The sequence below is a fragment of the Kribbella sp. CCNWLW201 genome (assembly GCF_037203805.1).
Taxonomy (GTDB): domain Bacteria; phylum Actinomycetota; class Actinomycetes; order Propionibacteriales; family Kribbellaceae; genus Kribbella.
The window spans coordinates 22,456-47,651 of sequence record NZ_JBBCBQ010000013.1 but is presented as its reverse complement, the minus strand read 5'-3'; the positions used below and the strand labels follow the sequence as shown (position 1 = coordinate 47,651).

Annotated in this window: 25 protein-coding genes; 7 read left to right on the top strand and 18 right to left on the bottom strand. The window is 68.3% G+C overall.

What is annotated here, in order from left to right:
* Nucleotides 1–26 precede the first annotated feature (26 nt).
* Both V9K99_RS37580 and V9K99_RS37575 read right to left on the bottom strand, forming a co-directional pair.
* Nucleotides 27–2,840 carry a DEAD/DEAH box helicase gene (locus V9K99_RS37580; protein WP_337009970.1) on the bottom strand — a complete coding sequence of 938 codons (2,814 nt, stop codon included), beginning with the start codon at nucleotides 2,838–2,840 and terminating at the stop codon, nucleotides 27–29.
* A gap of 9 nt (nucleotides 2,841–2,849) precedes the next feature.
* Nucleotides 2,850–3,725, bottom strand: coding sequence for an alpha/beta hydrolase (locus V9K99_RS37575; protein ID WP_337009969.1), 876 nt, complete (start codon nucleotides 3,723–3,725; stop codon nucleotides 2,850–2,852).
* An 88-nt stretch (nucleotides 3,726–3,813) separates the two neighbouring features.
* Between V9K99_RS37575 and V9K99_RS37570 the strand changes: the two genes are divergently transcribed.
* Complete coding sequence (locus tag V9K99_RS37570) at nucleotides 3,814–4,275, top strand: MarR family winged helix-turn-helix transcriptional regulator (protein WP_337009967.1); 462 nt, start codon at nucleotides 3,814–3,816, stop codon at nucleotides 4,273–4,275.
* A 101-nt stretch (nucleotides 4,276–4,376) separates the two neighbouring features.
* Here the strand turns inward: V9K99_RS37570 and V9K99_RS37565 are convergent, their stop codons facing one another.
* From V9K99_RS37565 to V9K99_RS37545, 5 genes are all read right to left on the bottom strand, one after another.
* Nucleotides 4,377–5,198, bottom strand: a complete 822-nt coding sequence (locus tag V9K99_RS37565; RefSeq protein ID WP_337009965.1) for a chitosanase — start codon at nucleotides 5,196–5,198, stop codon at nucleotides 4,377–4,379.
* A 110-nt stretch (nucleotides 5,199–5,308) separates the two neighbouring features.
* Nucleotides 5,309–6,181 carry a diacylglycerol/lipid kinase family protein gene (locus tag V9K99_RS37560; protein ID WP_337009963.1) on the bottom strand — a complete coding sequence of 291 codons (873 nt, stop codon included), beginning with the start codon at nucleotides 6,179–6,181 and terminating at the stop codon, nucleotides 5,309–5,311.
* Nucleotides 6,181–7,005 carry a twin-arginine translocase subunit TatC gene (gene tatC / locus V9K99_RS37555; protein WP_337009961.1) on the bottom strand — a complete coding sequence of 275 codons (825 nt, stop codon included), beginning with the start codon at nucleotides 7,003–7,005 and terminating at the stop codon, nucleotides 6,181–6,183. Before tatC ends, V9K99_RS37560 begins: the two co-directional genes overlap by 1 nt.
* A 22-nt stretch (nucleotides 7,006–7,027) precedes the next feature.
* Entirely contained in the window at nucleotides 7,028–7,339 is a 312-nt protein-coding gene (locus V9K99_RS37550) for a twin-arginine translocase TatA/TatE family subunit (RefSeq protein ID WP_337009959.1), read from the bottom strand.
* 63 nt (nucleotides 7,340–7,402) lie between these two features.
* Nucleotides 7,403–7,594 carry a hypothetical protein gene (locus V9K99_RS37545; protein ID WP_337009957.1) on the bottom strand — a complete coding sequence of 64 codons (192 nt, stop codon included), beginning with the start codon at nucleotides 7,592–7,594 and terminating at the stop codon, nucleotides 7,403–7,405.
* Nucleotides 7,595–7,768: 174 nt separating this feature from the next.
* On the opposite strand from V9K99_RS37545, the gene V9K99_RS37540 reads away from it, so the two are divergent.
* Nucleotides 7,769–8,959: a winged helix DNA-binding domain-containing protein gene (locus V9K99_RS37540; RefSeq protein ID WP_337009955.1), complete on the top strand. Its 1,191-nt coding sequence runs from the start codon at nucleotides 7,769–7,771 to the stop codon at nucleotides 8,957–8,959.
* A 168-nt stretch (nucleotides 8,960–9,127) separates the two neighbouring features.
* On the opposite strand, the gene V9K99_RS37535 is transcribed toward V9K99_RS37540, so the two are convergent.
* Together V9K99_RS37535 and V9K99_RS37530 are read right to left on the bottom strand one after the other, a co-directional pair.
* Complete coding sequence (locus V9K99_RS37535) at nucleotides 9,128–10,105, bottom strand: helix-turn-helix transcriptional regulator (RefSeq protein WP_337009953.1); 978 nt, start codon at nucleotides 10,103–10,105, stop codon at nucleotides 9,128–9,130.
* A gap of 73 nt (nucleotides 10,106–10,178) precedes the next feature.
* Nucleotides 10,179–11,132: a helix-turn-helix transcriptional regulator gene (locus V9K99_RS37530; RefSeq protein WP_337009951.1), complete on the bottom strand. Its 954-nt coding sequence runs from the start codon at nucleotides 11,130–11,132 to the stop codon at nucleotides 10,179–10,181.
* Nucleotides 11,133–11,219: 87 nt separating this feature from the next.
* Here V9K99_RS37530 and V9K99_RS37525 point away from each other — a divergent pair, with 87 nt between their 5' ends.
* Nucleotides 11,220–12,320 (top strand): DUF3866 family protein, encoded by a 1,101-nt coding sequence (locus V9K99_RS37525; protein ID WP_337009949.1) that lies wholly within the window; start codon nucleotides 11,220–11,222, stop codon nucleotides 12,318–12,320.
* Nucleotides 12,321–12,351: 31 nt separating this feature from the next.
* Nucleotides 12,352–12,801 (top strand): hypothetical protein, encoded by a 450-nt coding sequence (locus V9K99_RS37520; protein WP_337009947.1) that lies wholly within the window; start codon nucleotides 12,352–12,354, stop codon nucleotides 12,799–12,801.
* A 56-nt stretch (nucleotides 12,802–12,857) separates the two neighbouring features.
* On the opposite strand, the gene V9K99_RS37515 is transcribed toward V9K99_RS37520, so the two are convergent.
* Nucleotides 12,858–13,796, bottom strand: coding sequence for an FKBP-type peptidyl-prolyl cis-trans isomerase (locus V9K99_RS37515; protein ID WP_337009945.1), 939 nt, complete (start codon nucleotides 13,794–13,796; stop codon nucleotides 12,858–12,860).
* Nucleotides 13,797–13,949: 153 nt separating this feature from the next.
* Nucleotides 13,950–15,311, bottom strand: coding sequence for a Pup--protein ligase (gene pafA, locus V9K99_RS37510; protein ID WP_337009943.1), 1,362 nt, complete (start codon nucleotides 15,309–15,311; stop codon nucleotides 13,950–13,952).
* A gap of 184 nt (nucleotides 15,312–15,495) precedes the next feature.
* On the opposite strand from pafA, the gene V9K99_RS37505 reads away from it, so the two are divergent.
* Nucleotides 15,496–16,581, top strand: coding sequence for an alpha/beta hydrolase family protein (locus V9K99_RS37505; RefSeq protein WP_337009941.1), 1,086 nt, complete (start codon nucleotides 15,496–15,498; stop codon nucleotides 16,579–16,581).
* Here the strand turns inward: V9K99_RS37505 and V9K99_RS37500 are convergent.
* Genes V9K99_RS37500 through V9K99_RS37480 form a run of 5 tightly spaced genes read right to left on the bottom strand, consistent with a single transcriptional unit; the run spans nucleotide 16,578 to nucleotide 20,916 of the window.
* Nucleotides 16,578–17,312 carry a pseudouridine synthase gene (locus V9K99_RS37500; protein ID WP_337009939.1) on the bottom strand — a complete coding sequence of 245 codons (735 nt, stop codon included), beginning with the start codon at nucleotides 17,310–17,312 and terminating at the stop codon, nucleotides 16,578–16,580. The two genes, V9K99_RS37505 and V9K99_RS37500, sit on opposite strands and share 4 nt — an antisense overlap.
* The gene (gene scpB / locus V9K99_RS37495) at nucleotides 17,305–18,642 is read right to left on the bottom strand and encodes an SMC-Scp complex subunit ScpB (RefSeq protein ID WP_337009937.1); all 1,338 of its coding nucleotides are present in this window, start codon (nucleotides 18,640–18,642) and stop codon (nucleotides 17,305–17,307) included. The genes V9K99_RS37500 and scpB overlap by 8 nt, the downstream gene beginning before the upstream one ends.
* Complete coding sequence (locus tag V9K99_RS37490) at nucleotides 18,639–19,643, bottom strand: segregation and condensation protein A (RefSeq protein ID WP_337009935.1); 1,005 nt, start codon at nucleotides 19,641–19,643, stop codon at nucleotides 18,639–18,641. Before V9K99_RS37490 ends, scpB begins: the two co-directional genes overlap by 4 nt.
* Nucleotides 19,640–20,020 (bottom strand): hypothetical protein, encoded by a 381-nt coding sequence (locus tag V9K99_RS37485; protein WP_132217131.1) that lies wholly within the window; start codon nucleotides 20,018–20,020, stop codon nucleotides 19,640–19,642. Before V9K99_RS37485 ends, V9K99_RS37490 begins: the two co-directional genes overlap by 4 nt.
* The gene (locus V9K99_RS37480; protein ID WP_442914766.1) at nucleotides 20,005–20,916 is read right to left on the bottom strand and encodes a ParA family protein; all 912 of its coding nucleotides are present in this window, start codon (nucleotides 20,914–20,916) and stop codon (nucleotides 20,005–20,007) included. The genes V9K99_RS37485 and V9K99_RS37480 overlap by 16 nt, the downstream gene beginning before the upstream one ends.
* Nucleotides 20,917–21,299: 383 nt before the next feature.
* Between V9K99_RS37480 and V9K99_RS37475 the strand changes: the two genes are divergently transcribed.
* A complete protein-coding gene (locus tag V9K99_RS37475; RefSeq protein WP_337009926.1) occupies nucleotides 21,300–22,058 on the top strand; it encodes a nucleotidyltransferase domain-containing protein in 759 nt (252 codons plus the stop codon).
* Here V9K99_RS37475 and xerD read toward each other — a convergent pair.
* Both xerD and ald read right to left on the bottom strand, forming a co-directional pair.
* On the bottom strand, nucleotides 22,032–22,946 hold the full coding sequence (gene xerD / locus V9K99_RS37470) for a site-specific tyrosine recombinase XerD (protein ID WP_337010167.1): 915 nt from the start codon (nucleotides 22,944–22,946) through the stop codon (nucleotides 22,032–22,034). The genes V9K99_RS37475 and xerD overlap by 27 nt on opposite strands.
* Before the next feature lie 20 nt (nucleotides 22,947–22,966).
* On the bottom strand, nucleotides 22,967–24,082 hold the full coding sequence (gene ald / locus V9K99_RS37465) for an alanine dehydrogenase (protein WP_337009924.1): 1,116 nt from the start codon (nucleotides 24,080–24,082) through the stop codon (nucleotides 22,967–22,969).
* Between the two features lie 359 nt (nucleotides 24,083–24,441).
* Between ald and V9K99_RS37460 the strand changes: the two genes are divergently transcribed.
* Nucleotides 24,442–25,185 (top strand): phosphotransferase, encoded by a 744-nt coding sequence (locus V9K99_RS37460; RefSeq protein ID WP_337009921.1) that lies wholly within the window; start codon nucleotides 24,442–24,444, stop codon nucleotides 25,183–25,185.
* Nucleotides 25,186–25,196 lie beyond the last annotated feature (11 nt).

Sequence of the window (25,196 nt, the reverse complement as noted above, 5' to 3'; positions counted from 1 at the left end):
GTCACCGCAAAGGTCTAGTCGACGGTCTAATCGATCATCGACGCGTACGAGATCACACCGCGGCGGATCTCGTCGACGACGGACCGTGCGGTACGACGCAGCGGCGTGTCACCGGCGGCGTCGGCGACCTGCTCGGTGAGGTCGATGAGCTGCTTGACCCATCGGACGAAGTCACCAGCGGCAAGGTCGGACTCGTACAGCACCTCGGCCAGCGAAGCACCCGACGCCCAACGGAACGCGGGCCAGCAGAACCCGAGGTCCATCGAGCGCAGGAAGTCCACCCGCATGTCGCGTTCGAGCGCGGACAAATCCCGCCAGATCGACCCCATCCGCTCCAGTGCCAGCCGTACGTCGCCGCGCGGCAACCGTGGTGACGTCGGCTCGTCCTTCGACCGCGCCTCGTAGACCAATGCGGCCAGGCACGAGGCCAGCTCCGGAACCGTCAGGTCGTCGAACACGCCCTGCCGCAGGCACTCCGCGGCGACCAGGTCGAGCTCGGTGTAGATCCGCGACAGCCGGTCGCCGGCCTCGGTCGTCTTGTCGCCGTCCAGGTAGTGCAACGCGTCCAGCACCTGGCAGACCCGGTCGAACTGGCGGGCGATCGTGTTCGTCCGCTGCTCGATCTTCCGCTGCACGTCGCGGTTCTCCCGGTCGAGCCGGAAGTACCGCTCCGCCCAGCGCGCGTGGTCCTCACGATCGGAGCAGCCGTGGCACGGGTGAGCGCGCAACTGCGCCCGCATCTCCTGCAGCTCCGGGTCGTCCGCGTGCGTGACGATGTCGCGACCGCGGGAGCGTGACGGCGGGCCCTCCTCGCCGATCATGTCGGTGCGAGTCCGCAGTACCTGAGCCAGCTCGCGCCGCTGCTGCGGGTTGCGCGGGTTGAACTTCTTCGGAATCCGCAGCGACCCGATCGCCTCGACCGGAGTTGGGAAGTCGATCATCGACAGCTTGCGAACCTGACGATCCAGGGTCAGCACAGTCGGCCGCGGGCCCTCACGCTCCGAGCGCATCCCCGGGTCGAGCACCAGCGCGAACCCCGCGCTCCGGCCGGCCGGGATCCGGATGATGTCGCCGATCCGCAGCTTCTCGATCGACTCCTGCGCCTCGACCCGCCGATCGAGTTTGCGCCGCTTGGAGCCCGAGGCCTCGCGGTCCCCGATCTTCCGGCGCAGGTCGGCGTACTCGAGGAAGTCGCCGAGATGGCAGTCGATCGACTCCTTGTATCCCTCGAGCGCCTCGGTGTTGCGCTGCACCTGCCGGGCCAGTCCGACCACGGCCTGGTCGGACTGGAACTGCGCGAACGACAGCTCCAGCATGTCGCGGGCCCGGTTCCGCCCGACCTGGCGGACCAGGTTGACGGCCATGTTGTACGACGGGGAGAACGACGAGCGGAGCGGATACGTACGGGTCGACGCGAGCCCGGCGACCGCGCGCGGATCGAATCCGGGCTGCCAGAGCACGACCGCATGACCCTCGACGTCGATGCCGCGACGGCCGGCCCGGCCGGTGAGCTGGGTGTACTCCCCCGGCGTGATGTCGACGTGCGCCTCGCCGTTCCACTTGCTCAGCTTCTCGAGCACGACCGTGCGCGCCGGCATGTTGATGCCCAGGGCAAGCGTCTCGGTGGCGAACACGACCTTGATCAGGCCGCGCGCGAACAGCTCCTCGACGACCTCCTTGAAGGCCGACAGCAGGCCCGCGTGGTGGGCGGCGATCCCGCGGCTGAGCGCCTCGGCGAAGTCGTGGTACCCGAGCACGCCGAGATCCTCGTCCGGCAGGTCCGCGGTCCGCTCGGCCAGCACCCGCTTGATCTCGTCCCGCTCGTGCGGCTTGGTCAGCCGCAGACCGGACCGCAGGCACTGCACCATCGCGTCCTCGCAGCCCTTGCGGGAGAAGATGAAGTAGATCGCCGGCAGCAGCGCACCGGCGTCCAGCTCCTCGACCACATCCGAGCGGAACGGCGTGAAGTGGGATCGCGACGGCCTGGTCTTCGGCAGGTCGCGGCGCCGGCGTGGTTTGCGCGAGTCGTCGCGGAAGATCCGGTTGTCGTCGCGGGCGATCCGGACCAGCTGCGGATTGACCAGATCCTTCAGATCAGGCTGCCCTGCCTTGGCCGGGTTACCGGACTTGTTCTTCGCCGGTGCGCCGACCCGAGCGGTCGGCGCTTCCCCGGCGAACAGGTCGTGCAGCCGCTTGCCCACCATCACGTGCTGGAACAGCGGCACCGGCCGCTTCTCCTCCAGTACGACGACGGTGTTGCCGCGGACCGTCGCCAGCCAGTCACCGAACTCCTCGGCGTTGCTCACGGTCGCCGACAACGAGACCACGCTCACCGAGTCCGGGAGGTGGATGAGCACTTCTTCCCACACCGCGCCACGGGCCCGGTCGGCCAGGTAGTGCACTTCGTCCATCACGACGTACGACAGGCCGAGCAGGGTGTTCGAACCGGCGTACAGCATGTTCCGCAGGACCTCGGTCGTCATCACGACGATCGGGGCCTCGGAGTTGATCGAGTTGTCGCCGGTGAGCAGCCCGACCTTGTCGGAGCCGTAGCGGCTGACCAGGTCGGCGTACTTCTGGTTGCTCAGGGCCTTGATCGGGGTGGTGTAGAAGCACTTCTGCCCCCGCTGCAGGGCCAGGTGGACGGCGAACTCGCCGACCAGCGTCTTACCGGAGCCGGTCGGCGCCGCCACCAGCACCTGGTGACCGTCCTCGAGGGCGGCACAGGCGCGCAGCTGGAACTCGTCCAGCTCGAAGTCATAGAGCGCCCTGAACTCCTTCACGGCCGGATGCTCCTGGTCCGAGCGGAACGACGCGTACTTCTCGGACGGGCTACTCATGCCCCCAATCTATGCGACGGCACCCCCAAGAAACCGCGCGGCGTGGTCAAGCGCCTCGTCGGCCTCGTCCATGACGCCCACCATGAGCTGGTAGACGTGCGGCGCACCGGCCACAACGTCCAGGCTGACGTCCACCTCCTGCGCTGCAGCCCGGACCGCCAACTGCAGTGCGTCGTCGAGCAGGACCTCGGCCGAGCCGACCTGGATCAGCAACGGCGGGAGACCGGTGAGATCCGCGAGCAGCGGGCTGGCCAACTCGTCCTTCGGGTCGTGGCCGGCGAGGTAGCGCTCGGCGTACTCCGCGATGTGCTCCCGGCTGAAAAGCGGGTCGAAATCACTCCGCCGCTCCAGACTCGCGCCGGACAGCGTCAGATCCGTCCAGGGCGAGAAGACCACCGCGGCGGCCGGTAGCGGCAGGCCTTCCCGGCGCGCGGCCAGCATGGTCGCGAGCGCCAGCCCGCCACCCGCCGAGTCGCCCGCGATGACGATCCGACGACCGCTCTCGAGGAGCTCCTTGTACGCCGCCAGCGCGTCGTCGACCGCGGCCGGGAAGGGGTTCTCCGGCGCGAGCCGGTAGTCGAGCGATACCGCGGGCAGGCCGGTACGACGCGAGAGCGGCGCAGCCAGGTTGGCTCCGGTCCGTGCCGATCCGATCTGGTAACCACCGCCGTGCAGGTAGAGGATCACCGCGTCGCCGTCCGCACCCTCGACGTTGACGTCGAGCGCCGGAACGCCTCCCAGCGTCCGGGGCGTCAGCGTGACGTCGTCTCCCAGCGGCAGGTCCGCGAACAGCGCGTTGAATTCGTCGCGCTGCTGCTCCGGCGTCCGGCCGAGGTCCCCTTTGGAGATCATGCCTCGGGCTGCCGCGCGTTGTTCCTGGCTCATCATCAGCCTCCTGATAGATTCCTTGGAATGTACTTCCTGATAACTAGATTCCGAGGAATCTAATTCCGGGGAACTCTAGGAGCTTCGTGTGACTGATCTCACATCACTGTTCACGGACCTGGTCCGGCTGGAGACACGGCTCTACAACGTGCTCGACGCCCGGCTGAAGGCGGAGCACGATCTACCGCTGGGCCAGTTCGAGTTCATGCGCTACCTCGCCCAGCACGGCACGGCGCGCGTGTACGACCTCGCCCACTGGGCGGCCATCACCGTCGGCGCGACCAGCAAGGCCGTCGACCGACTCGAGTCGTCCGGCCGCTGCCGTCGTACGGCCAACCCGAACGACCGCCGCTCGTCGTTGGTCAGCCTCACTCCGGAAGGCGAACGCATCCTCGCCGCGGCCGCGCCCACCGTCGAGGCCGAGCTCCAGACCTGGGTCGGCTCAGTCCTCCCGGAACGCACCCTCGAGGAACTCGCCACGACGCTCTCGAAACTCCGCCAACGCGCCGAGGTCGACCCCCGAACCGACCGGACAGAGGGGGGCGGATGAGTGGCGGACGCCCAGGCCATCACATTCGCGGCCGACACTCCCGGCTCACGCTGAGGCGAGGGTGCATCGCGCGATTGTGATGGCCTGGCGGTCCGCGTCACCTAGTCGAGGTGGTAGCTGTCGCCGTAGACCTTCCAGCTGAGCGGGGTGTTGAGGTCGAGGTTGCCCTTGCGGACGAAGACGCGCTGGGCGGTGTCGACCCGGCTGGTGTCGCTGTGCGCCTCTTCCTGCTTCATCGCCCACACCCGCGCGTCGAGGAAGGCGTTGAGGTAGGTCGTCTCGTTGCCACCCTGCGCCGGCGGCTTCGCCTTCTGGAGGGCGCGCTTGCGGATATTGCGGAAGCTGGTGGAGTCGGTGCCGTCGCCGTGCATGACGATCGCGTCGTAGTAGATGAACTGGCCGAGCGTCCGCAGCCCATCGGACTTCCCCTGCCTCACGGCGGGGTTGAAGTAGACGCGATCGCGCTCGTTGTTCTGGGCGGTCTTGAAGACGCTGTCTCCCGCGGCGGTCTTCCAGTCCTTGGTGTAGTTCGGGTCCAGGCCTGCGTGCGAATCGGTGCCGTTCACGCGACGCAGGGCGGGCAGGTACTTCGCCAGCACGTTGCCTGGCTTGCGGTCGGCGTACAACTCGACCAGCTCGAGCATGTCGCCGGTGCCGGAGCAGAACCCGATGATGCCGGCGGTGTAGCCGCGGCCGTCGTCGATGTCCTCGATGTACTTGTACTGCGCCTTCCAGTCCAGCGACGAGTTCTCCGCGCTGGAGACCAGCTTCATCGCGATCTCCTTCTTCACCGGATCGTCGAGGCCGGCCGCTCGCGGGGCGGCGATGCGCGGCTCGTACGGTACGGCGAGGGCGGTCGCCGGGGTGGCGGCCAGGGTCAGTCCGAGCAGGAGTGCGGTCCGGCGGGTGGGGCGGTTCGGCATGAGCTCCTCCGAGGGGCGTCCGAGGATGAACTGTTAGGAAGCTTTCCTATCAGATGGTACGCATGCTTAACAGGCTTGGTGTGTGAAGGTTCCGTCTCAGGGCTCGAGGATCAGGCGAAGACGGTCAGGGCGCCCGGGGCGATGGTGATGTCGACCGGGAGGGGGCCGAGGGGCTCGCCGTCGGCGTACGCCGTGATGCCGGGTGAGTCGATCCGGACCGTGCGGCCGCGCAGCATCCGCAGCCGCGGGTCGGTGACGTGCGTGCCCTTGGCGAGCTTCGGGAACATCTGCAGCAGCGTCAGCCGCGAGATCGGCGGGATGATGGTGATGTCCAGCAGGCCGTCGTCGATCTCGGCGCCGGCGCAGATCTGCAGTCCCCCGCCGTACGACGGTCCGGTGCCGACCGCGACCAGCATGGCCTTGGTCTCGATCACCTCGTCGTCGACGGTCACGACGTACTCGAGCGGCTTGAACGTGCGCAGCTCGGCCAGGGTGGCGACGGTGTAGCGGGAGTTGCCCTTCGGCCAGCTCATCGCGTTGGCGCGCTTGTTCACCAGGGAGTCGAAGCCGCCGGCCACGACGGTGGTGATGTATTCGTCCTTCGCCACCGCGAGGTCGACGGTCCGGGTGTTCCCGGCCACGATCAGGTCGGCCGCTTTGGCCGGGTCCTTCAGCGGTACGCCGATACCGCGAGCGAAGTCGTTGCCGGTGCCGGCCGGGATCACGCCGAACGGCATCCCCGACTTGGCCAGCACCTGGGCGCCGAGGTGGATGGTGCCGTCGCCGCCGATCAGCGCGACTGCATCAGCCCCGGATGCGATCACGTCGGCGGAGATCCGGCCGACATCCTCCGCACAGGTCGTCCGGTACTCGTCAACGATCAGCCCGGCCGCTTCCAGCCGACCGCGGACGATCGGCGCCACCCGGGCGCCAAGGCCTTTGCCGGAGGTCGGATTGACCACCAGCGCTATCCGTCTACTCATCAGTCGGCCAGCAGTTCCTCGGTCTTGCGTGCCCGCCGCCGGTCGTTGAGCCGCGAGATGATCTCGGCGACGAAGAACAGCAGGCACATCGGGATCGCCAGCAGGCACATCGTGAACGGGTCACCCGACGGGGTCGCGACCGCGGCGAAGACGAAGATGACCAGGATGATGTACGGCCGGAACCTGCCCAGCGCGGCGCCCGGCACGATCCCCAGGATGTTCAGCAGTACGACGACCAGCGGGATCAGGAACGCGACGCCGAAGACCAGCATCGTGCGCAGGACGAAGTCGAGGTAGTCCGGCAGCTCGACCAGGTTCTGGATGTCCAGCGGGGTGAAGCCGAGCAGGATCTCGATGCCCTTCGGCAGCGTCCAGTAGGCCACCCAGATACCGCCGGCGAACAGCGGAGTGGCGAGCGCGGAGAAGACGTAGGCCCACTTGCGCTCGTTGCGGTGCAGACCGGGCGCGATGAACGCCCACAGCTGGTAGAGCCAGACCGGTGCGGCCAGGATCAGGCCGAACAGCGCCGAGATCTTGATCCGGAAGGTCAGCGCGTTCCCGACACCGGGAAAGGTCAGCTGCGGGGTCTTCTCGTTACCGGCGTCCTTGGCCATCTCGGCGACGCTGGTCAGGAACGGCTTGGTCAGGAAGTCGAAGGCCTGGTTGTAGAAGATCCAGCCGACGATGGTCCCGGCCACGATGGCGAGCACACTGATCACCAGCCGGTTGCGCAGCTCGATGATGTGCTCGCGCAGGGTCATCCGACCCTCGTCGTCCTTCGGGCGACGCTCCTTCGGTTCCTTGCGTCGCCCGAACTTCACCATTGACACAGGTGGGGCGGTCTACTCAGTTGGCCGTGTGCGTCGGCGGCAGTCCGTCGCCCGGCGCCTGGCCGTTCACCTGGTTCGGCTGCTGAGCGGCCTGCGGCTGCGCCTGGGGCGCCGCCTGCTGGGTCGGGCGCTGGGCCGGCTCGACGGAGCCCTCGGTCAGCTCCGCGTCCTTCTTCTTCGGACCGACCTCTTCTTCCCAGATCTTCTTCGACTTGCCGAGCTGCTTCACCAGAGCCGGCAGCTTGGCCGATCCGAACAGCAGCACGACGATGGCGAGGATGATCAGCCACTCCGCGCCCTGGGGCATCCCGATGAGCGGTGCTGCCATGTCGATCTCCCTTTCCCAAAAACTTCTTACTCGTGGCTCAAGCGTGAGAACGTGGGCCGAATACTACGCCGGAGCTCGCTCATCCTCGCGGGTCTGTCCAGACCCGGCCGTGGACATCGCGGCATCCAGCTTGGACTGGGCGGCGACCAACTCACGCGTCAGCGCCTTGCCTTGGCCCCACAGCCTCCGCGCGAGCAGGGCGAGGACGAGCAGCCACACCGCCACCACTCCGAGAAAGAGCAGGAACCAGTACATACCCAGGAGCCTAGCCGGTTCCCGGTGATCGCCCACGCCCTGCGTGGCGTCTCGGTGGACAACGGTGTCGGAACGTGATGGTAAAACCGGGTGTCTGCGGGCCGACGCGGTCGGCCCCCGGGCGGGCAGACTCTGCGGGGACGGAAACTTTCGGTACGGCGAGGGGGCGCGGGAATGCTGCGGATCGGTGTCGAGGAACGGCGGACGCGGATCGGCCGACGGCACCGGCTCGGGCCGGGCGTCCAGGCGGCGGATCCGGTCGAGGCGGCCGCGTCCGTGGTCGCCCTGCATGCCACCGACCCGGCCACGGTCCACCTGTCCGTCGCCGCACGTGTACCAGGCAGTGAGGTCGCGAGCACGGAGCGTGCGCTGTACGACGACCGCACGCTGATCCGGATGCTTGGCATGCGGCGGACTGTGTTCGTCGTACCCACTGCGTTCGCGCCGGTCGTCCAGGCGGCGTGCACGGACGACATCGCGATCAAGCAGCGGAAACTGCTGGTCAAGCACCTGACCGAGGCCGGGATCGCAGCGGACTCCGACGCCTGCGGGAACTGGCTGCGAGCAGTCGAGGAGTCGACCGCCACAGCCCTGGCCCTCCGCGGGTCCGCCACAGCCCAGGAGCTGGCTGCGGACGAGCCACGCCTGCGTAGTCGGCTCAGCATGGCGGAGGGGAAGGCGTACGCCGCTCAGCCCTACGTGACCAGCCGAGTGCTGTTCCAGCTGTCGGCAGAGGGCCGAATCGTGCGCGGACGCCCGTTGGGGACGTGGCTGAGCAGTCAGCACCAGTGGTCGCCGGCGGAGGACTGGCTGCCGGGCGGACTGGGCGACAAGCTCACGGCCGACGAGGCGCGGGTGACACTGGCCCGGGCGTGGCTGTCGTCCTTTGGACCGGGTACGGCGGCCGACCTGCAGTGGTGGGCCGGGTGGACGGGCGGACAGACCAAGAAGGCGCTGGCTGCGGTCGAGGCGGTCGCGGTGGACCTGGATGGTCAGGTGGGTTACGTGCTGCCGGGTGACGAGGCGCCTGAGGTTCCGGTGGAGCCGTGGGTCGCGTTCCTGCCCGCACTGGACCCGACGCCGATGGGCTGGAAGGAACGCAACTGGTACCTCGGTGACCACAAGGCGAAGCTCTTCGACAACACCGGGAACGTAGGCCCGACCGTCTGGGCCGACGGCCGCATCATCGGCGGCTGGGGCCAACCCGAGTCCGGCGAGGTCCGCTTCCAGCTCCTGGAGGACGTCGGCCAGGACACCGTCACCCTGGTCGAAGCCGAAGCCGCCCGCTGGACCACCTGGCTGGCCGGCGTCCGCATCACGCCCCGCTTCCGAGCCCCCTTGGAAAAACACCTCAGCCAAGCCTGATCCCCCGGCCCTCGCCCCGTCCCCGGCCCCTCGCCGCCATTTGAGGGGTCAACCCCTGAGGTGATGGGTTTGGCCGCCGGATTTTGGGTCCGCAACCCACCAACTGCGGGGTTGACCCCTCAAATGGCGGCCGGGGTGAGGGGGTGGAGCGGGCGAGGTTGGGGCAGGTCAGGGGAGGTCGTCGTACGCCGACAAGGCCTCGCGCGCTGTGGCTGCTATTTGGGTGGTGAGGTTGGGTGGGTCGAGGACTGTGGCGGCGCCGCCCAGGCGGAGGACCAGGCGTTGGAGCCAGCCGGTGTCGGCGACGCGGAGTTTGACGATGAGGGAGTTCTCCGGGCCCTCTTCGACCGACTCGTTGGGGTAATACTCGGCGACCCAGCGGGCCGGCGGCGCGAGCCGGATGGTGGCCAGCAGGTCGCGTTCGGACGGCTGGAACATGCCGTTCGACAGATCGCGTGGAGTCGCCTCGGGCGGCGGCTCACTGGGCAGGTCGAGGAGTTTGACGGCTGCGATGCGGTCGAGGCGGAACAGCCGCACGTCCTCCGCCAGTCGGCACCAGGCCTCCAGGTAGGTGCGGCCCTCGGAGACGACCAGGCGCATCGGGTCCACGTCGCGCTCGGTGGTCTCGTCGCGCGACGGGACGTCGTACGTGAGGTGCAGGCGCCGCTTGCCGGCCAGGGCCCGGTTGACTGTCTCGGCGATCTCGGGTGCGGCCGGCTCGACGTGGACGTGGGCCGCCGCGCCCTCACTCGCGGCTGCGGCCTCCCCCGCGGCGCGCTCGAGTTTCCCGATCGCCCGGTCGACCGCGTCCCGGTCCTGCCCCGCGGTCACCTCGCGCAGGGTCCGCAGCGCGGTCAGCAGGGCCAGCGCCTCGTCCGCGGCCAGCCGCAGCGGGCGGGCCAAGTAGTCGGCGTTGTTGATGTGGATGACGCCTTCACCCTCGGCCGCCTCGATGTCGATCTCGATCAGATCGCCCATCTGCGCACCGGGCAGCCCGCAGAACCACAGCACCTTCAGGTCCGCGATGATCTGCTTCGGCCGTACGCCGAACTCCGCGGCTACGTCGTCCACGCGGGCACCGTCGTTCTCCCGCAGATAAGGCACCAACGCCAGCAGTCGCTGCACTTGGTCACGCGCATTGCTCATGCACGTCCTCGCTTCGCTGCGGGCGCGCATGAGCAAGACTCGCTGTGCCTATTGATGAACTCGCTTCGCTCCTTCATCCGGCAACCGTCCTAAGCCGCCACAAGACGCCGTCCAGTACGTCGCCTGGGCCTTCGACCACTGCGTCCGGGCCGTAGGACGCGATCTCCTCGGCCAGCACGCCTGAGTCGGCGTACGGGACGTGCAGGAGGTCCCAGCCCTCCTCGTACGGCTCGATCGCGTTGGCCCGGCGGCGGAGGCTGACACACGAGCCGGTGCGGGCCCGGACCTTCGCCTCGGACGTCGGCCGCGGCGGACCCAGCTCGGCGACGAGCGAGCGCAGGTCGGTGCCCTCCGGGACAGTGAACGCGTTGGCCTCGCCGACCGTCTTCACGTCACCGCCGATCCGGGACAGCCGGAACATCCGGGTGGCCTGACGGTCGCGATCACGGCCGACGACGTACCAGCGACCGTGCCAGGAGACGATCCCCCACGGCTCCAGCGTCCGCGTGGTCGGCTCCGACGCGCCGCTGCGAAGGTGCTGGAACCGTACGGCGGTCCGGCTCACCACGGCCGACCAGAGCGGGTCGAAGGCCGGCTCTGAAGCGCCGACGTGCGGCTCGATCGCGCTCAGCGCGGACTGGTCGGTCTGGATCCCGGCGGCCTTCAGCTTGAGCACGGCCGACGTGGTCGCCTCGGCCAGGCTGGCGTGCTGCCAGACTCTGGCGGCGACACCCAGTACGGCGGCCTCGTCCGGCTCCAGGTGGACCTCGGGCAGCTCGAACACGTCCCGGCGGATGCGGTAGCCGACCTCGTCGGAGAAGAACTTGTCTATGGTGCCCATCTCGATCGGGATGCCGAGGTCGCGCAGCTCGTCCTTGTCCCGCTCGAACATCTTCTCGAAGGCGTCGTCGGTCTGGCCCGCGTACCCCTCGACCACTTCGCGGATGCGTTCCTTGGTCACGTAGGTGCGCGCGACCAGCAGGCAGATGACCACGTTGAGCAGTCGCTCACTCTTCCGCGCCGACACCCGACCACCTTACGGCCTCCGGGCGTCAAAACCCGCCCGCACGCACCGAAATCTTCGAACACCGGTTCGACACACTACAGTCGGTCTGTGATTCGGTGGCGCGACGGTGTGGTGCGTGAGGTCGGTCGGAGCTGGGCCGGTGCGGTTGAACTGACTGTGACGGTTGGTGAGCAGACTGTACGCGCTCTCGCCTACCCAGACCTGGTCGGTACGCCAGTAGCCGGCGACAGGGTGTTGCTGAACGTCGGCGCACTCGACAAGGGCCTTGGGACGGGCGGTTACGCGCTGGTGGTCGCCGTACCGGATCGGCTGCCTGCAGACCCGCCGGAGCACGGCCACCTGGTCAAGGCTCGCTACACGCCGCTGCAGACGATGGTCCTGGGTGCGGACGAGCAGGACTCACCGGACCACGACGTACTGCGTGATGCCGACGACCTCTTCGGTACGCCGGTAGTCGTGGCGGACCTGCATTCGGCGCTGCCCGCCGTACTGGCTGGTGTGTACGAGGCCCGGCCGACCACTCGGGTTGTGTACGTGATGACTGATGGTGGGGCGCTGCCGCTGGCGTTCTCGCGGACTGTGGCTGCACTGCGGGACAGTGGCTGGCTGAGCGGGACTGTGACCGTTGGGCAGGCGTACGGCGGGGATCGGGAGGCTGTCACGGTTCACACCGGGCTGCTGACTGCTGTGCACGTGCTGGCGGCTGAGGTCGTCGTACTGACGCAAGGGCCGGGCAACCTCGGCACTGGGACCCGGTGGGGGTTCTCCGGGGTGCAGTCCGGTGAGGCGGTCAACGCGGTCGGCACGCTGGGTGGACGGGCTGTGGCGTCGCTGCGGATCTCAGAGGCCGACCCTCGACCACGGCACCGGGGTATCTCGCACCACAGCCTCACTGCGTACGGTCGGGTGGCGCTGCAGTCGGCAGATGTCGTCGTACCCGATCTGCCGGGTGAGTTCGGCGATGCGGTGCGTGACGCCGCTGAACCGCTGAAGGCGCGGCACCGCGTCGTACGGGTCGGTGTCGACGGCCTGTACGACGCCATGCGGGCGGCACCGGTGAAGCTGTCGACGATGGGGCGTGACCTCGACGGCGACCGCGCGTACTTCGAAGCAGCCGCCGCTGCCGGTCGCCATGCCGCCGGGCTGGTGGACGTACCACCACCGGGGTTGGGGTCTCAGTACTCCTGATCCACAGGGCTTTCGCGGCGACGCTGGAAGCATGGCAACCATTGCTCCTCCTCAGACACCGCTCACTGCTCACTGGGCCACGTGGATGTGGTTGCTCGCCGTCGGTGCGGGCGTCGCGGAGACCGTGGTCGGCGCGATCGACGCGATCCACGACGGGATCTCCCTGCCCGCCCTGGCGGCACAGCTGGCCATCCGCACCCTGGTGTACGGCGGTCTGTTCGTCACGATCGACCGCGACTTCCGCCACGGCGTCCCGTGGTCCCGCTACCTCCTGGCCGGGCTCCTGGGCACTGTGGGCCTCGCCTCCCTCATCTACCAGCCCATCACCTGGCTGACCGACAACGACCTGACCGCCCTCCCCTGGTCAGCCCAGTTCCTCATCTCAGCCACCCTCCGCGCCGTCCACCTCAGCGCCCTGCTCGCAGCACTGGCGCTGAGCTTCCACCCGGACACCAACCGCTGGGTCAGACACCGAGGCTGAAATGCCGAGGAGCCGGTGTCCAGACAGGACACCGGCTCCTCGGTTCGTTCGTCGGATCAGGCCGGGCTGATCGGCATGCTGTCGATCAGGTCCAGTACGACGAAGGCGGCCTGGCCCTGCTGCGGCGGCAGATGCATCAGGATCCGGCTGCCGAGCGGCACGCCGACGAGGTTCGCCAGCGCGCCGGCGTTCTGCGCACCGGTCGGAGCGATCGGCTGCGCGACCGGCCCCGGCGTCGGCGACTCCTGCGACGGGTCGAACGTGCTGAACTGCTTCTTCCCGGTGTAGTCGAAGATCGTGTAGTTCGTCTCGAGCATGGTGTTCTTCTCGAGCGGCTTGCCGGTGCCCTTGGTGATGATGATCGGCACGCTGTTCTTGGCCGGGGCCTTGTAGCCCTTCGGCACGGTCACCTTGGCCTCGGCGGTGAGCGGACCGGTCACCGTGGGGTTGCCGGCCGGGACCGTCGCCGGCGTACCACCGGAAGGCTTCTTGGTCAGGTCGAAGGCGCCGATGATGTCGACCACGAAGATCAGCGTGTCGGTGCCCTGGATCCCGGCGTCCGGGTTGCCCTGCTCCTTGTATCCCTTGTCCGGCGGGATCGACAGCAGCACCCGGCTGCCGGCCTTCTTGCCGACGAGTCCCTCGTCCCAGCCCGTCACGACCCGGCCGACGCCGATCGGGAACGAGGCCGGCGCACCGCGGTCGTAGGAGTTGTCGAACACCTTGCCGTCGCGCCAGATCTGCCCGAGGTACTGGGCGACCATCAGCTCGCCCTTCTTCACCTCAGGACCGTTGCCCTCCTTGAGAACCTCGGTCACCAGAGCCTTGTCCGGCTCGCCCTCCCGGTGGGTGACGGTCGGCTTCTTGCCGAACTCCTCGGTCACCTTGATCCCGGACTTGCCGAAGTCGTCGGCGGCCTTCTTATCGTCCGATCCGCAGGCTGCCAGGGAAGTCCCCAGCGCCAGCACCACGACCAGACTCAACAACTTGCGCACGAACGAGCACCTCAAACATCCCGGCGCGGGTCCGCGCCGCTCGACTCAGGGGGCAACAACGCGCCCACCCTAGCCTGCACCCCCAACAACACCACTGTCCGCCTGCGTCACCGTTGGATCACACCACGTACGGTCACGGCCGGGGACAAGTGCTTACATGCTGGCGATGAGTTTTTCGACTCGTTCGTCGTGGGACTTGAAGGGGTCCTTGCAGAGGACGGTGCGCTGGGCCTGGTCGTTCAGCTTGAGGTGCACCCAGTCGACGGTGAAGTCGCGGCGGCGCTCCTGCGCGCGCTTGATGAACTCACCGCGCAGCCGCGCCCGGGTGGTCTGCGGCGGCACCGACTTGGCCTCGAAGATGCGCAGGTCGTCGACGACCCGGGTGACCGCGCCCTTGCGCTCGAGCAGGTAGTACAGACCGCGCGGCCGGTGGATGTCGTGGTACGCCAGGTCGAGCTGGGCGACCCGAGGGCTGGCCAGACCGAGGTTGTTCTGGTGCCGGTAGCGCTCGATCAGGCGGTACTTGATCACCCAGTCGATCTCCCGCTCGATCCCGCTCAGGTCGCCGGACTCGATCGCCTTCAGCGTCCGCTCCCACAACGACAGCGCCCGCTCGACGGCCGGCGTACCGAGCTCGCGGCGGTCGACGAAGTCCCGCGCCTTGCTCAGGTACTCGCCCTGGATGTCGAGCGCACTCGCCTCGCGGCCGTTCGCCAGCCGGACCTCGCGGCGGCCGGTCATGTCGTGGCTGATCTCGCGGATGGCCCGGATCGGGTTGTCCAGGGTCAGGTCGCGCATCACGATGCCGGCCTCGATCATCCGCAGCACCAGGTCGGTGCTGGCCACCTTGAGCAGCATCGTCGTCTCGGACATGTTCGAGTCACCGACGATCACGTGCAGCCGGCGGAACCGCTCGGCGTCCGCGTGCGGCTCGTCCCGGGTGTTGATGATCGGGCGGCTCCGCGTGGTCGCGCTGGAAACGCCTTCCCAGATGTGCTCGGCCCGCTGGCTGACGCTGTAGACCGCACCGCGCGGCGTCTGCAGCACCTTGCCCGCGCCGCAGATCAGCTGCCGGGTGACCAGGAACGGGATCAGTACGTCGGCCAGCTTGGCGAAGTCGCCGTGCCGGCTGACCAGGTAGTTCTCGTGGCAGCCGTAGCTGTTGCCGGCCGAGTCGGTGTTGTTCTTGAACAGGTAGACGTCGCCGAAGATGCCTTCGTCGTGCAGCCGCTTCTGCGCGTCGACCAGCAGACCTTCGAGGATCCGCTCACCGGCCTTGTCGTGCGCGATCAGGTCGGTGACCGAATCACACTCACCGGTCGCGTACTCCGGATGGGAGCCCACGTCGAGGTAGAGGCGTGCCCCGTTGCGGAGGAAGACGTTGCTGCTCCGCCCCCAGGACACGACGCGCCGAAACAGGTACCGCGCCACCTCGTCGGGGGTCAGTCGGCGCTGACCGCGAAAGGTACACGTGACGCCGTACTCGTTCTCCAGACCGAAGATTCGCCGGTTCACACACCCACACTACGTGGCAGCTCCGACAAGCGGGCCATGTCTCAGGCGCGCCGTTTCGTGGCGTTATCCCTTTGATGTCAACACACTGCGAGTTGACAGGGGTCCAGACCGGTGGGTGGAACCTCGGGTGGAGGTCTCGTCGACAGTAGTGACGGTGCCGGTTGCGACTGCCAGCGTCGACGTCATGAGGAGACGAACCTTCACTGCCGCTGTCGCATCAACCATCCTCGCCGGGACGATGCCCGCATACGCCGCACGCGGTGAGCTGACCCTGACCCTGCCCGCACCCACCGGACGATGGAGAGTCGGTACGACGACCCGTCACCTGATCGACCGTGATCGGTCCGATCCGTGGAACGGTGCGATGACGCGCGAACTGATGACCACGGTGTTCTACCCGGCGGCCGTCGTACGCGGGTGTCCGCTTGCTCCCCAGCTCACGCCGGCCGCGGCCGCGGTGTTCAAGGGCCTCGACGCCGGTCTTCTCCATCCGGAACTGCCGACCAGCGGCGTCGACTGGGCCGCGACGATGACGCATTCGTACGTCGACGCACCCGCGCTCCCGGTACGACGTCCTGTCCTGCTGTACAGCCCTGGTGGCGCGGACCCGCGGACGATCGGTACGTCGTTGGCCGAGGACCTCGCCAGTCATGGTTATGTGGTGATAATTATGGATCACCCCGGAGAGGCGAGCGAGGTCGAGTTCCCGGGTGGACGACTGCGGACGATCGAGCTGCCGCCGGAGGTTCGCACCGATCCGGTGCTCGCGCGGAAGATGATGACGACGCGGTTCGCGGACGTGAAGTTCGTGCTCGACCAGTTGGAGGATCTGCATGTCGATCCGCAGCGGGTCGGGATCTACGGGCACTCGGCCGGCGGCGCGACCGCGGCGGTGTCACTCGAGGACCCGCGGATCCACGCGGCGGCGAACCTTGAGGGCTACCTGGACACTCTGGACGGCGAGCTCTACCCGATCGCCCGACACGGCACCGACAAGCCGCTCCTACTGGCCGGCACGGACGGCTTCCGCGACGCCCGCTTCGACCGCACCTGGGATGCCGTCATGTCCCACGGCGGCCCGGTGCGGCGCGTCGAACTCCCGAACGCCAACCACTGGATCTTCACCGACTACGCCGCCCTCACCCCGCAGTTGCAGTCAGCCGGCCTGGTCACACCGGAGGCTCGAGCCCGCCTGATCGGCAGTACGTCGTGCGGCATCCGCGCCGTACGACGCCTCGTTCGTACCTTCTTCGACCAGGCCCTGAACTAGAGGTCGACGAGGTCCAGGAGTTGGCCTAGTTCTTTGTGGTCGAGTTCGCGGAGGTCGCCGGTGTGGAGGTTGCCTCGGCGGACTGGGCCGATGGCGGTGCGGGTGAGGCGTTTGACCGGGTGGCCGAGGGCGTCGAACATCCGGCGGACGATGCGGTTGCGGCCCTCGTGCAGGCTGATCTGGATCAGGGTGCGGCCGCGGATGCTCGAGATCACCTTGACGGTGTCCGCCCGGGCGGGGCCGTCGTCGAGTTCGATGCCGTCGAGGAGGGTGCGCAGGACCGCCGGTTTCACGTTGCCGTCGACTTCGGCGACGTACGTCTTGGAGACCTCGTACGACGGGTGCGTCAGGCGGTGCGCGAACTCGCCGTGGTTGGTGAGCAGCAGCAGGCCCTCGGTGTCGGTGTCGAGGCGGCCGATGTGGAACAGGCGCTCGGGGCGATCCTGCACGTAGTCGGCGACGCACGGGCGGCCCTGTGGGTCGGACATCGTGGTGACGACGCCGCGGGGCTTGTTGAGCACCAGGTACACGTGGGCGCTGGTCGGCGGGATGCGTTCGCCGTCGACCCGGATCACCGAGACAGCCGGATCCACCCGCTTGCCGAACTCGGTCACCACCGCGCCGTCGACCTCGACCCGGCCCTCCTCGATCATGATCTCGGCCGTCCGCCGGCTGGCCACCCCAGCCTGAGCCAGCACCTTCTGCAGCCGAATCCCCTCGTGCTCACTCATCGCGCTGCCTATCCCCGCTGCGCGAGAGCTCCGGCTCCTCAGTGGACCCGACCTCATCGGACGGCACCAGCTCGCCCGCCTCATGCTCAACGTCCAACTCGACGGGCTCGTCCGTCCTCAGATCCCCATCAATGCCGGTGTCGCCCTCAGACGGCTCGCCCTCCGCCTCGGTGAGCTCGTCGGCTCCGGCAGGTTCGTCCTCGTCCGCGGACAGCTCGTTCTCGGCGTCGACAGCCTCGCCCGTCGCCTCCGTGAACTCGTCGTCGGCGTCGGCGGGCTCGTCGTCGGTCTGCGCGGGCGCGTCGGTCGGCTCCTGGTTCGGTTCGGCCGGGGTTGCCTCGGCTGCGGGGTCCTCGGGGGTCGCCGGTGGGAGGGTTTGGGCGGCGAGTTCGTCCTCGATGTCGTCCATGTCGGGGAGGTACGGCGCGAGTTCGGGGAGGTCGTCGAGGGACTGCATGCCCATGCGTTCGAGGAAGTACGACGTGGTGCGGTAGAGCGTCGCCTGGGACTCGGTGTCCGCGCCGGCTTCCTCGACCAGGCCGCGGGCGATGAGGGTACGCATCACGCCGTCGACGTTCACGCCACGGATCGCAGAGACCCGGGCGCGGCTGACCGGCTGCTTGTACGCGACCACGGCGAGCGTCTCCAGCGCGGCCTGGGTGAGCCGCGCCTGCTGTCCGTCGAGCACGAACCTCTCCACGTACGGCGCCGCGTCGACGCGCGTGTAGTAGCGCCAGCCGCCACCCACCTCACGCAGGTCGAACCCACGCCCCTGCTCGGTGTACTCCTCGGCCAGCGTCCCCAGCGCCGCCGCCACATCCCCGGTCGGCCGCCCGACCGCCCGAGCCAGCGTCAGCACCGGCAACGGCTCATCCGTCACCATCAGGATCGCCTCGAGCGCCCGCCGCATCGTCTCGTCATCGATGACCACCTCATCCCCAACCGGCACCTCCGTCTGCCCCGGCGGCAGATGATCCTCCAAGGACTCATCGTCGGCGGGTACGGCGGAGTCGGCGGGTACGGCGGAGTCGGCAGGTACGGCGGAGTCGGCAGGTACGGCGGAGTCGGCGGGTATGGCGGAGTCGGCGGGCTCCGCGGGACCGTCCGCCTCGTCGATGGGTGCCGTGGAGTTGCCGTCGCCGAACTCATCGGAGGCATCCGGGGTGAACTCAGCTTCGTCGGACTCGGCGTCTGCCTGGGTGTCCTCGGGAGCGTCCTCGGCGGGCTCGAGTTCGTCGGCGCCGTTGTCTACGAAGCTGGGGTGGTTGGTTTCCGGGGTTTCGGCGGCGGTGTCCGGGGTGTCCAGCTCGGTGGGGTTGGGTTCGGTCACTGCTCCGCCGTCTCGTTCGGGGGGCCGGCCGGCTGGGGGCTTGGCTCGGCGTCGTCTGTTTCGGTCAGGATTTCACCTGGTTCGAGGAAGTCCACCTCGTCGGAGACCTGAGGTGCCTCGCCCTCCTCGGACTCGGGCTTGGCGACCTCGTCGAACTCGTCGCTGACATCGATCTCGCCCTCGTCCGAGCCGGTCCAGCGGATGGTGAGCTCCCCCAGCGGCGTCACCTGCTCGAACGAGACGGCCGCCTCCCGGAACAGCTCCAGCAACGCCAGGAACCGGCAGACCGTAGTCACGGTGTCCGGCGAGTCCGAGACCAACGCGCGGAACGTCGTACTGCGCTGCCGGCGCAACCGGTCGACGATCACCACGGCCTGTTCCCGCACCGTCACCTGGGAACCGTGCAGGTGCATCAGCGACACAGATTCGGGTACGTCGGTCTTCGGCGCCAGCGCACGAGCGGCCAGTGCCGCGAGACCGGCCGGGTCGATCCCCAGCAGCACCTCGGGCAGCAGTTCCGCGAAGTGCGTCTCCATCCCCACGGCCCGGGGGAAACGCTTGGCCTCGGCGGCCATCCGCTCCTGCATCAGCGCCGCGATCTGCTTGAACGCCCGGTACTGCAGCAGCCGCGCGAACAGCAGGTCGCGCGCCTCCAGCAGCGCCAGGTCCTCGGAGTCCTCGACCTCGCCCTTCGGCAGCAACCGGGCCGCCTTCAGGTCCAGCAGGGTCGCCGCGATCAGCAGGAACTCCGACGTTTGGTCCAGGTCCCACTCCGACCCGAGCGCCTTGATGTGCGCGATGAAGTCGTCGGTGATGACCGACAGCGCGATCTCGGTGATGTCGAGCTTGTGCTTGCTGATCAGCTGCAGCAGCAGGTCGAACGGGCCCTCGAAGTTCACCAGGTGAACACTGAACCCCTTGCCCTCAGCAACAGTCGGGACAGCGGCATCGTCCGCCGTACCGGCCGAGAGGTCCAGAGGGAGCGAGTCCGACGAGCTCATTCCGAGGCCTTGAGCCGCCGTACCAGCACCGAGTCCGGCCCGTGGTCGACGAAGTCGGCCAGCAGCACGTCGATCGCCTCGCGGACGATCCGGCCGCGGTCGGCGGACAGCCCGTGTTCCTTGCGCAGCGCGAGGCGCGCTTGTTCCAGGCCGATCAGCTCCTCCTCCGTCACGTACACGGTGATCTTCGTGTCGTGCCGGATCCGACCGCTGGACTTGCGGTCCTCGACGACGGCCGTGCCGGACCGCCCGTTCGGTGACGGGCGGTCGGCGAGCGCCGATCCGTCTGGAGTGGTGCGCTTCTCGGGTCTGGTCTGCTTCGGTGCCGCACCCCCGAAGAGTTCACTGGCACCTGGCAGGCTCACCCGGCGGGACAACGCGCCAGCACCTCCTTGGCAAGATCGCGGTACTGGGTCGCCGCGGACGAGGACGGGGCGTACGTCGTGATTGGTTCGCCGACGACCGTGGTCTCGGGGAACTTGACGGTACGCCGGATGACGGTGTGGAAGACGCGTTCGTCGAACGCCTGGACGACCCGGTCGAGCACCTCGCGGGCATGCGTGGTGCGGCCGTCGAACATGGTGCCGAGGATGCCGACGATCTCCAGCTTCGGGTTCAGCCGGTCCTGCACCTTGCCGATCGTGTCGGTCAGCATCGCCAGCCCGCGGAGCGCGAAGAACTCACACTCCAGCGGTACGACGATGCCGTTGGACGCGGTCAGCGCGTTCACGGTCAGCAGGCCGAGCGACGGCGCGCAGTCGATCAGGATGACGTCGTAGTTCGGGATGATCGGCTCGAGTACGCGCTGCAGGGTGTACTCGCGGGCGACCTCCTGGACCAGCTGCACCTCGGCCGCGGACAGGTCGATGTTGGCCGGCAGCAGGTCGAGGTTCTCCACCCTGGTCGGCCGGATCACCTCATCCGGGGTGATGTCGCGCTGCATCAGCAGGTTGTAGACCGAGATGTCCAGGTCGTGCGGCTGCACGCCGAGGCCGATCGAGGCCGAGCCCTGCGGGTCGAAGTCGATCAGCAGCACCTTGCGGCCGGTCTCGGCGATCGCCGCGCCGAGGTTGATCGTGGTGGTGGTCTTGCCGACGCCACCCTTCTGGTTGCACATCGCGATCACCTGCGCCGGGCCGGTCTTGGTCGGCGGCAGCGGCGTCGGCAGGTCCGGGAGCGGACGGCCGGTCGGGCCGATCTTGTTCCTCGGGCCGTGCGCATCAGTCACAGGTGCGATGTCCTCCGCGGTGAGCTTGGCCGTCGGCCGGGGCATCTCCGCATAGTTCTCGGGTGGGGTCAGGTTCCGCTGCGGCTGGGGCGTGGCTGCAGGCTGGGTGACCGTCGGCGCGATCGGTTGGGCCGGCGACGGGAACTGCTCGGTGCCCGGGAATGTCGACTCGTTCATGACTCGTCAAACCTTTCAACCGATACGGGCGATCCCAGCGACTGTAAGCGTGCATTCAAGCACTCTCAACCAGCCACTCCGCACCGGGGTGGGGTGGTTTGTCGACAAAGCTCCGGACCTGGCCGATCACTGCCTCACTGTGACCAACCGTGACCAAATGATCGCATACCGTCCCCGAAATCCGTGCACTGGGGCCTACCGTTTCACACGACGCGAACCGGGCCGGCACGAGCCCTACTAGTCTCCGCTCCATGCACCCACCGGACGACTCCTTCCTGGACCGGATCACCGACCAGTTGGCAGGCCTGCCGGCCGTCGAAGCCGTCGCCCTGGGAGGTTCCCGGGCCAGCGGAACGCACCGGCCGGACAGCGACTGGGACTTCGCGATCTACTACCGCGGACCGTTCGCACCCGACAGTCTGCGCGCGCTCGGCTGGCCGGGCGAGGTCTCCGAGATCGGAGGCTGGGGCGGAGGCGTCTTCAACGGCGGCGGCTGGCTGGAGGTCGACGGTCGCCGGGTCGACGTGCACTACCGCGACCTGGACGACGTCGAGCACCACCTGGCCGAGGCGCAGGAGGGCCGGTTCCACATCGAACGGCTGCTGTTCCACCTGGCCGGGATCCCCAGCTACATCGTGGTAGCGGAACTGGCCGGCAATCGAGTCCTGCACGGGTCGCTGCCACGGCCTGACTACCCGGAGAAACTGAAGCAGGCTGCGCACGGACGCTGGTGGGGTGAGGCCGAGCTGACACTCGACTACGCACGGACGGCGTACGCCGAACGCGGACTGCTGGCCGAAACCGTCGGAGCCGTCGCGACCGCGACCTGCATGGCGGCTCACGCCGTACTGGCCGGCCGGGGCGAGTGGGTGACCAACGAGAAGCGGCTGGTCGACAGGGCCGGGCTGCGCGGGATCGACGCCGTCCTGGCCGGTCAGGAGCCGGTGACTCTCATCGAGGAAGCCGCAGCGTTCCTGCGGGGCTCAAGAGGAGAGAGCGCGCGGGTGTGAGGTGGCGTAGACCTCGCGGAGTTTGTCCACCGTGACGAGCGTGTAGACCTGCGTGGTGGTGACGGAGGCGTGACCGAGCAACTCCTGGACGACACGGACGTCGGCGCCGCCGTCGAGGAGGTGGGTGGCGAAGGAGTGGCGGAGCGTGTGCGGTGAGATCTCCTTCGCGATGCCGGCTCGTTGGGCGGCACGTCGCAGTACGGTCCAGGCGCTCTGGCGGGACAGCCGACCACCGCGGGCGTTGAGGAACAACGCCGGCGTTCCGCGTCCTCGTCCTACCAGGTCTGGACGGCCGCGGACCTGGTACGCCGACAACGCGTCGCGGGCGTAGGACCCGACCGGGACCACGCGTTCCTTGCTGCCCTTGCCCCGGAGCAGGACCGCACCGGCATCGAGGTCGATGTCGTCCACGTCCAGCCCGACAGCCTCCGAGATCCGCGCACCCGTTCCATAGAGGAACTCGAGCAGTGCCGCATCCCGCGTCGCCAGTACGGCGGGCTCGGCCTCAGCACCCGCGGCCGCGGTGAGGATCCGCGAGACCTCGTCGACGGAGAGTGCCTTGGGCAACCGTTGAGGCGGCGCCGGCGGCTTCACCGCCGCGGCGGGATCGACCGCGGTCAGGCCTTCGCGCAGGCAGAAGCGATGGAACCCTCGTACGGCGACCACAGTCCGGCCGGCCGAGGACGCGGTCAACGGCGGATGGTCCGCGTCGCCCTCGCGCAACCGCATCAGGAAGTCGCTGACCACGGCCTCCGAGATCCGCCCGAGCGCATCGATCCCAGCGTCCGCGAGATAGGCGTCGTACCGGCGAAGATCCCGCCGGTACGACGCCAACGTGTTGGCGGCCAGCCCGCGCTCGACCGTCAGGTGGTCGAGGTACGAGCCGATCGCACGAGTGATGTCCCGGCTCAGACCAGCACCTCGTCGAGCTTCAGCTGGGACAGGTCGTGAGCGTCGGCGATAGGCCCGTAGGTGACGTGACCTTCGAAGGTGTTGAGGCCGAGCGCGAGGCTGTGGTCCTGCTTCATCGCTTCCCGCCAGCCCAGGTTCGCGAGCTCGATCGCGTACGGCAGCGTCACGTTGGTGAGCGCGTACGTCGACGTGTTCGGAACCGCGCCGGGCATGTTCGCGACGCAGTAGAACAACGAGTTGTGGACCTGGTAGACGGGATCCGCGTGCGTGGTCGGACGCGAGTCCTCGAAGCAGCCGCCCTGGTCGATCGCGATGTCGCAGAGCACACTGCCCGGCTTCATCCGCCGGACCATGTCGTTGGTGACGACCTTCGGAGCCTTTGCCCCCGGCACCAAAATGGCACCGATCACCAGATCGGCCTCGAGCACCGCCCGCTCGATTTCGTACGAGTTCGCGGCGATCGTCAGCAGGTGACCCTGGTAGATCCGGTCGGCCTCGCGCAGGCGTGCGATGTTGCGGTCGAACAGCTGCACCTGCGCCTGCATGCCGAGCGCGATCGCGGCCGCGTTCATCCCGGCGACACCCGCGCCGATGATCACGACCCGGGCCGGGTGCACGCCGGACACGCCGCCCATCAGGACGCCGCGACCACCACCGCTGCGCATCAGGTGGTAGGCACCCGCCTGCGGTGCGAGCCGGCCCGCCACCTCGCTCATCGGCGCCAGCAACGGCAGCGAGCCGTCCGGAAGCTGAACCGTTTCGTACGCGATACCGGTGATGCCGGACTTCAGCAGCGCCTCGGTGCAGTCGCTGCTCGCGGCCAGGTGCAGGTAGGTGAACAGGACCTGGTCCCGCCGCATCCGGTGGTACTCCTCCGCCACCGGCTCCTTCACCTTGAGCACCAGCTCCGCGTCCTGCCAGACGTCCTCCGCGGTCGGCACGATCTGTGCCCCGGCCGCGACGAACTCGTCGTCGGGGATCAGCGAACCGGTCCCCGCGCCCTGCTCGATCAGAACCTCGTGCCCGCTGCGCACGAACTCGTGCACACCGGACGGGGTGATCGCCACCCGGTACTCGTGGTTCTTGACTTCCTTCGGAACTCCGACCTTCACAACTTGCCCTTCTTTCCCAATCCAGGTGTGCGGCCCACGTCGTTGTGTCCGCGGCCCGGCGGTGAGGGGTGTGCCGCTAGGTCGCTGCCGAGTGTAAGCCCGCAAGGTTCATACCACCTGATCGGATGGTCCTATCCGGTGGCGACTCGCGGAACCGTTGCCCGGCGGTTCGGTTACACTCCTATGAGACGCTGTGGCAGCCCGTGACGTTCACACCGGAATCCCTTGCCCGGCAGGCTTTGCGCAATCTTGACGCAATCTCCACCTCCCCCTTTACCCCAGTTTTGCACTGCCCCAAAAGGGCAGACAGCCGTGCTCTCAGGTACCCCTGATGGAAACGCTTGTTGGAAGGTTCTGACATGGACAACGAGATCGCCCTCCCGGGTGGCAACGTCGGCGGCGCGGTCCGGGTCGGCGACACGGTCCGCCGCGCCACCGGCCCGTGGACGCCGGCCGTTCATGGATTGCTCAACTACCTCGCCGATGCGGGCCTGACCGGCATCCCCAGGGTGCTCGGATTCGACGAGCGCGGTCGCGAGATCCTCGATTACCTGCCGGGTACGTCGTACGGCGAAGAGGTCCCCGACGACGTGCTGGCGGACGCGATGCGCTGGCTGGCCGAGTACCACCGGGTGGTCGCGTCGTACCGGCCCGAGGGCGAGATCGTGTGGCGGACGAGCCGGGGCGAACTCGCGGCCGGGCAGATCATCTGCATGCACGACTACGGCTGGTACAACTGGATCGGCACCGAGGACGGGTTCAGTGGCGTGATCGACTGGGACATGGCCGGACCGGGCGTCCCGCTCGACGACATCGCCTTCACCGCCTGGAACACCGCACCCCTCGCGATCCCGATGGACCCGTCGTACCAGGCCGCACGCCTGCGCCTGATGGCTTCCGCGTACGGCGGCACCTTCAGCCCACTGCAGATCCTCGAGGGCGCCCCGATCCGCGCTCAGCGGTCGGCCCGCGTCATCCGCGCCGGACAGGAAGCAGGCGACTCCGGCATGCTCAACCTCGCCAAGGTCGGCGAACCGGAACGCACCGAGCACCGGCTGAAGGACCTCCAACGCCGCATCCCCGAAATCGCCGCACTGCTGTAGTCAAGTGGTCC

Bases quoted from the DNA above. Each gene is read 5' to 3' on its own strand.
- V9K99_RS37475 (WP_337009926.1), top strand. From the start codon at position 21,300: ATGCACCCACCGGACGACTCCTTCCTGGACCGGATCACCGACCAGTTG.
- V9K99_RS37480 (WP_442914766.1), bottom strand. From the start codon at position 20,916: ATGCCCCGGCCGACGGCCAAGCTCACCGCGGAGGACATCGCACCTGTG.
- V9K99_RS37535 (WP_337009953.1), bottom strand. From the start codon at position 10,105: ATGAGCAATGCGCGTGACCAAGTGCAGCGACTGCTGGCGTTGGTGCCT.
- V9K99_RS37550 (WP_337009959.1), bottom strand. From the start codon at position 7,339: ATGGCAGCACCGCTCATCGGGATGCCCCAGGGCGCGGAGTGGCTGATC.
- V9K99_RS37500 (WP_337009939.1), bottom strand. From the start codon at position 17,312: ATGAGTGAGCACGAGGGGATTCGGCTGCAGAAGGTGCTGGCTCAGGCT.
- V9K99_RS37580 (WP_337009970.1), bottom strand. From the start codon at position 2,840: ATGAGTAGCCCGTCCGAGAAGTACGCGTCGTTCCGCTCGGACCAGGAG.
- V9K99_RS37545 (WP_337009957.1), bottom strand. From the start codon at position 7,594: ATGTACTGGTTCCTGCTCTTTCTCGGAGTGGTGGCGGTGTGGCTGCTC.
- V9K99_RS37460 (WP_337009921.1), top strand. From the start codon at position 24,442: ATGGACAACGAGATCGCCCTCCCGGGTGGCAACGTCGGCGGCGCGGTC.
- V9K99_RS37540 (WP_337009955.1), top strand. From the start codon at position 7,769: ATGCTGCGGATCGGTGTCGAGGAACGGCGGACGCGGATCGGCCGACGG.
- V9K99_RS37490 (WP_337009935.1), bottom strand. From the start codon at position 19,643: ATGAGCTCGTCGGACTCGCTCCCTCTGGACCTCTCGGCCGGTACGGCG.
- V9K99_RS37505 (WP_337009941.1), top strand. From the start codon at position 15,496: ATGAGGAGACGAACCTTCACTGCCGCTGTCGCATCAACCATCCTCGCC.
- V9K99_RS37560 (WP_337009963.1), bottom strand. From the start codon at position 6,181: ATGAGTAGACGGATAGCGCTGGTGGTCAATCCGACCTCCGGCAAAGGC.
- V9K99_RS37520 (WP_337009947.1), top strand. From the start codon at position 12,352: ATGGCAACCATTGCTCCTCCTCAGACACCGCTCACTGCTCACTGGGCC.
- tatC (WP_337009961.1), bottom strand. From the start codon at position 7,005: ATGGTGAAGTTCGGGCGACGCAAGGAACCGAAGGAGCGTCGCCCGAAG.
- V9K99_RS37575 (WP_337009969.1), bottom strand. From the start codon at position 3,725: ATGAGCCAGGAACAACGCGCGGCAGCCCGAGGCATGATCTCCAAAGGG.
- V9K99_RS37565 (WP_337009965.1), bottom strand. From the start codon at position 5,198: ATGCCGAACCGCCCCACCCGCCGGACCGCACTCCTGCTCGGACTGACC.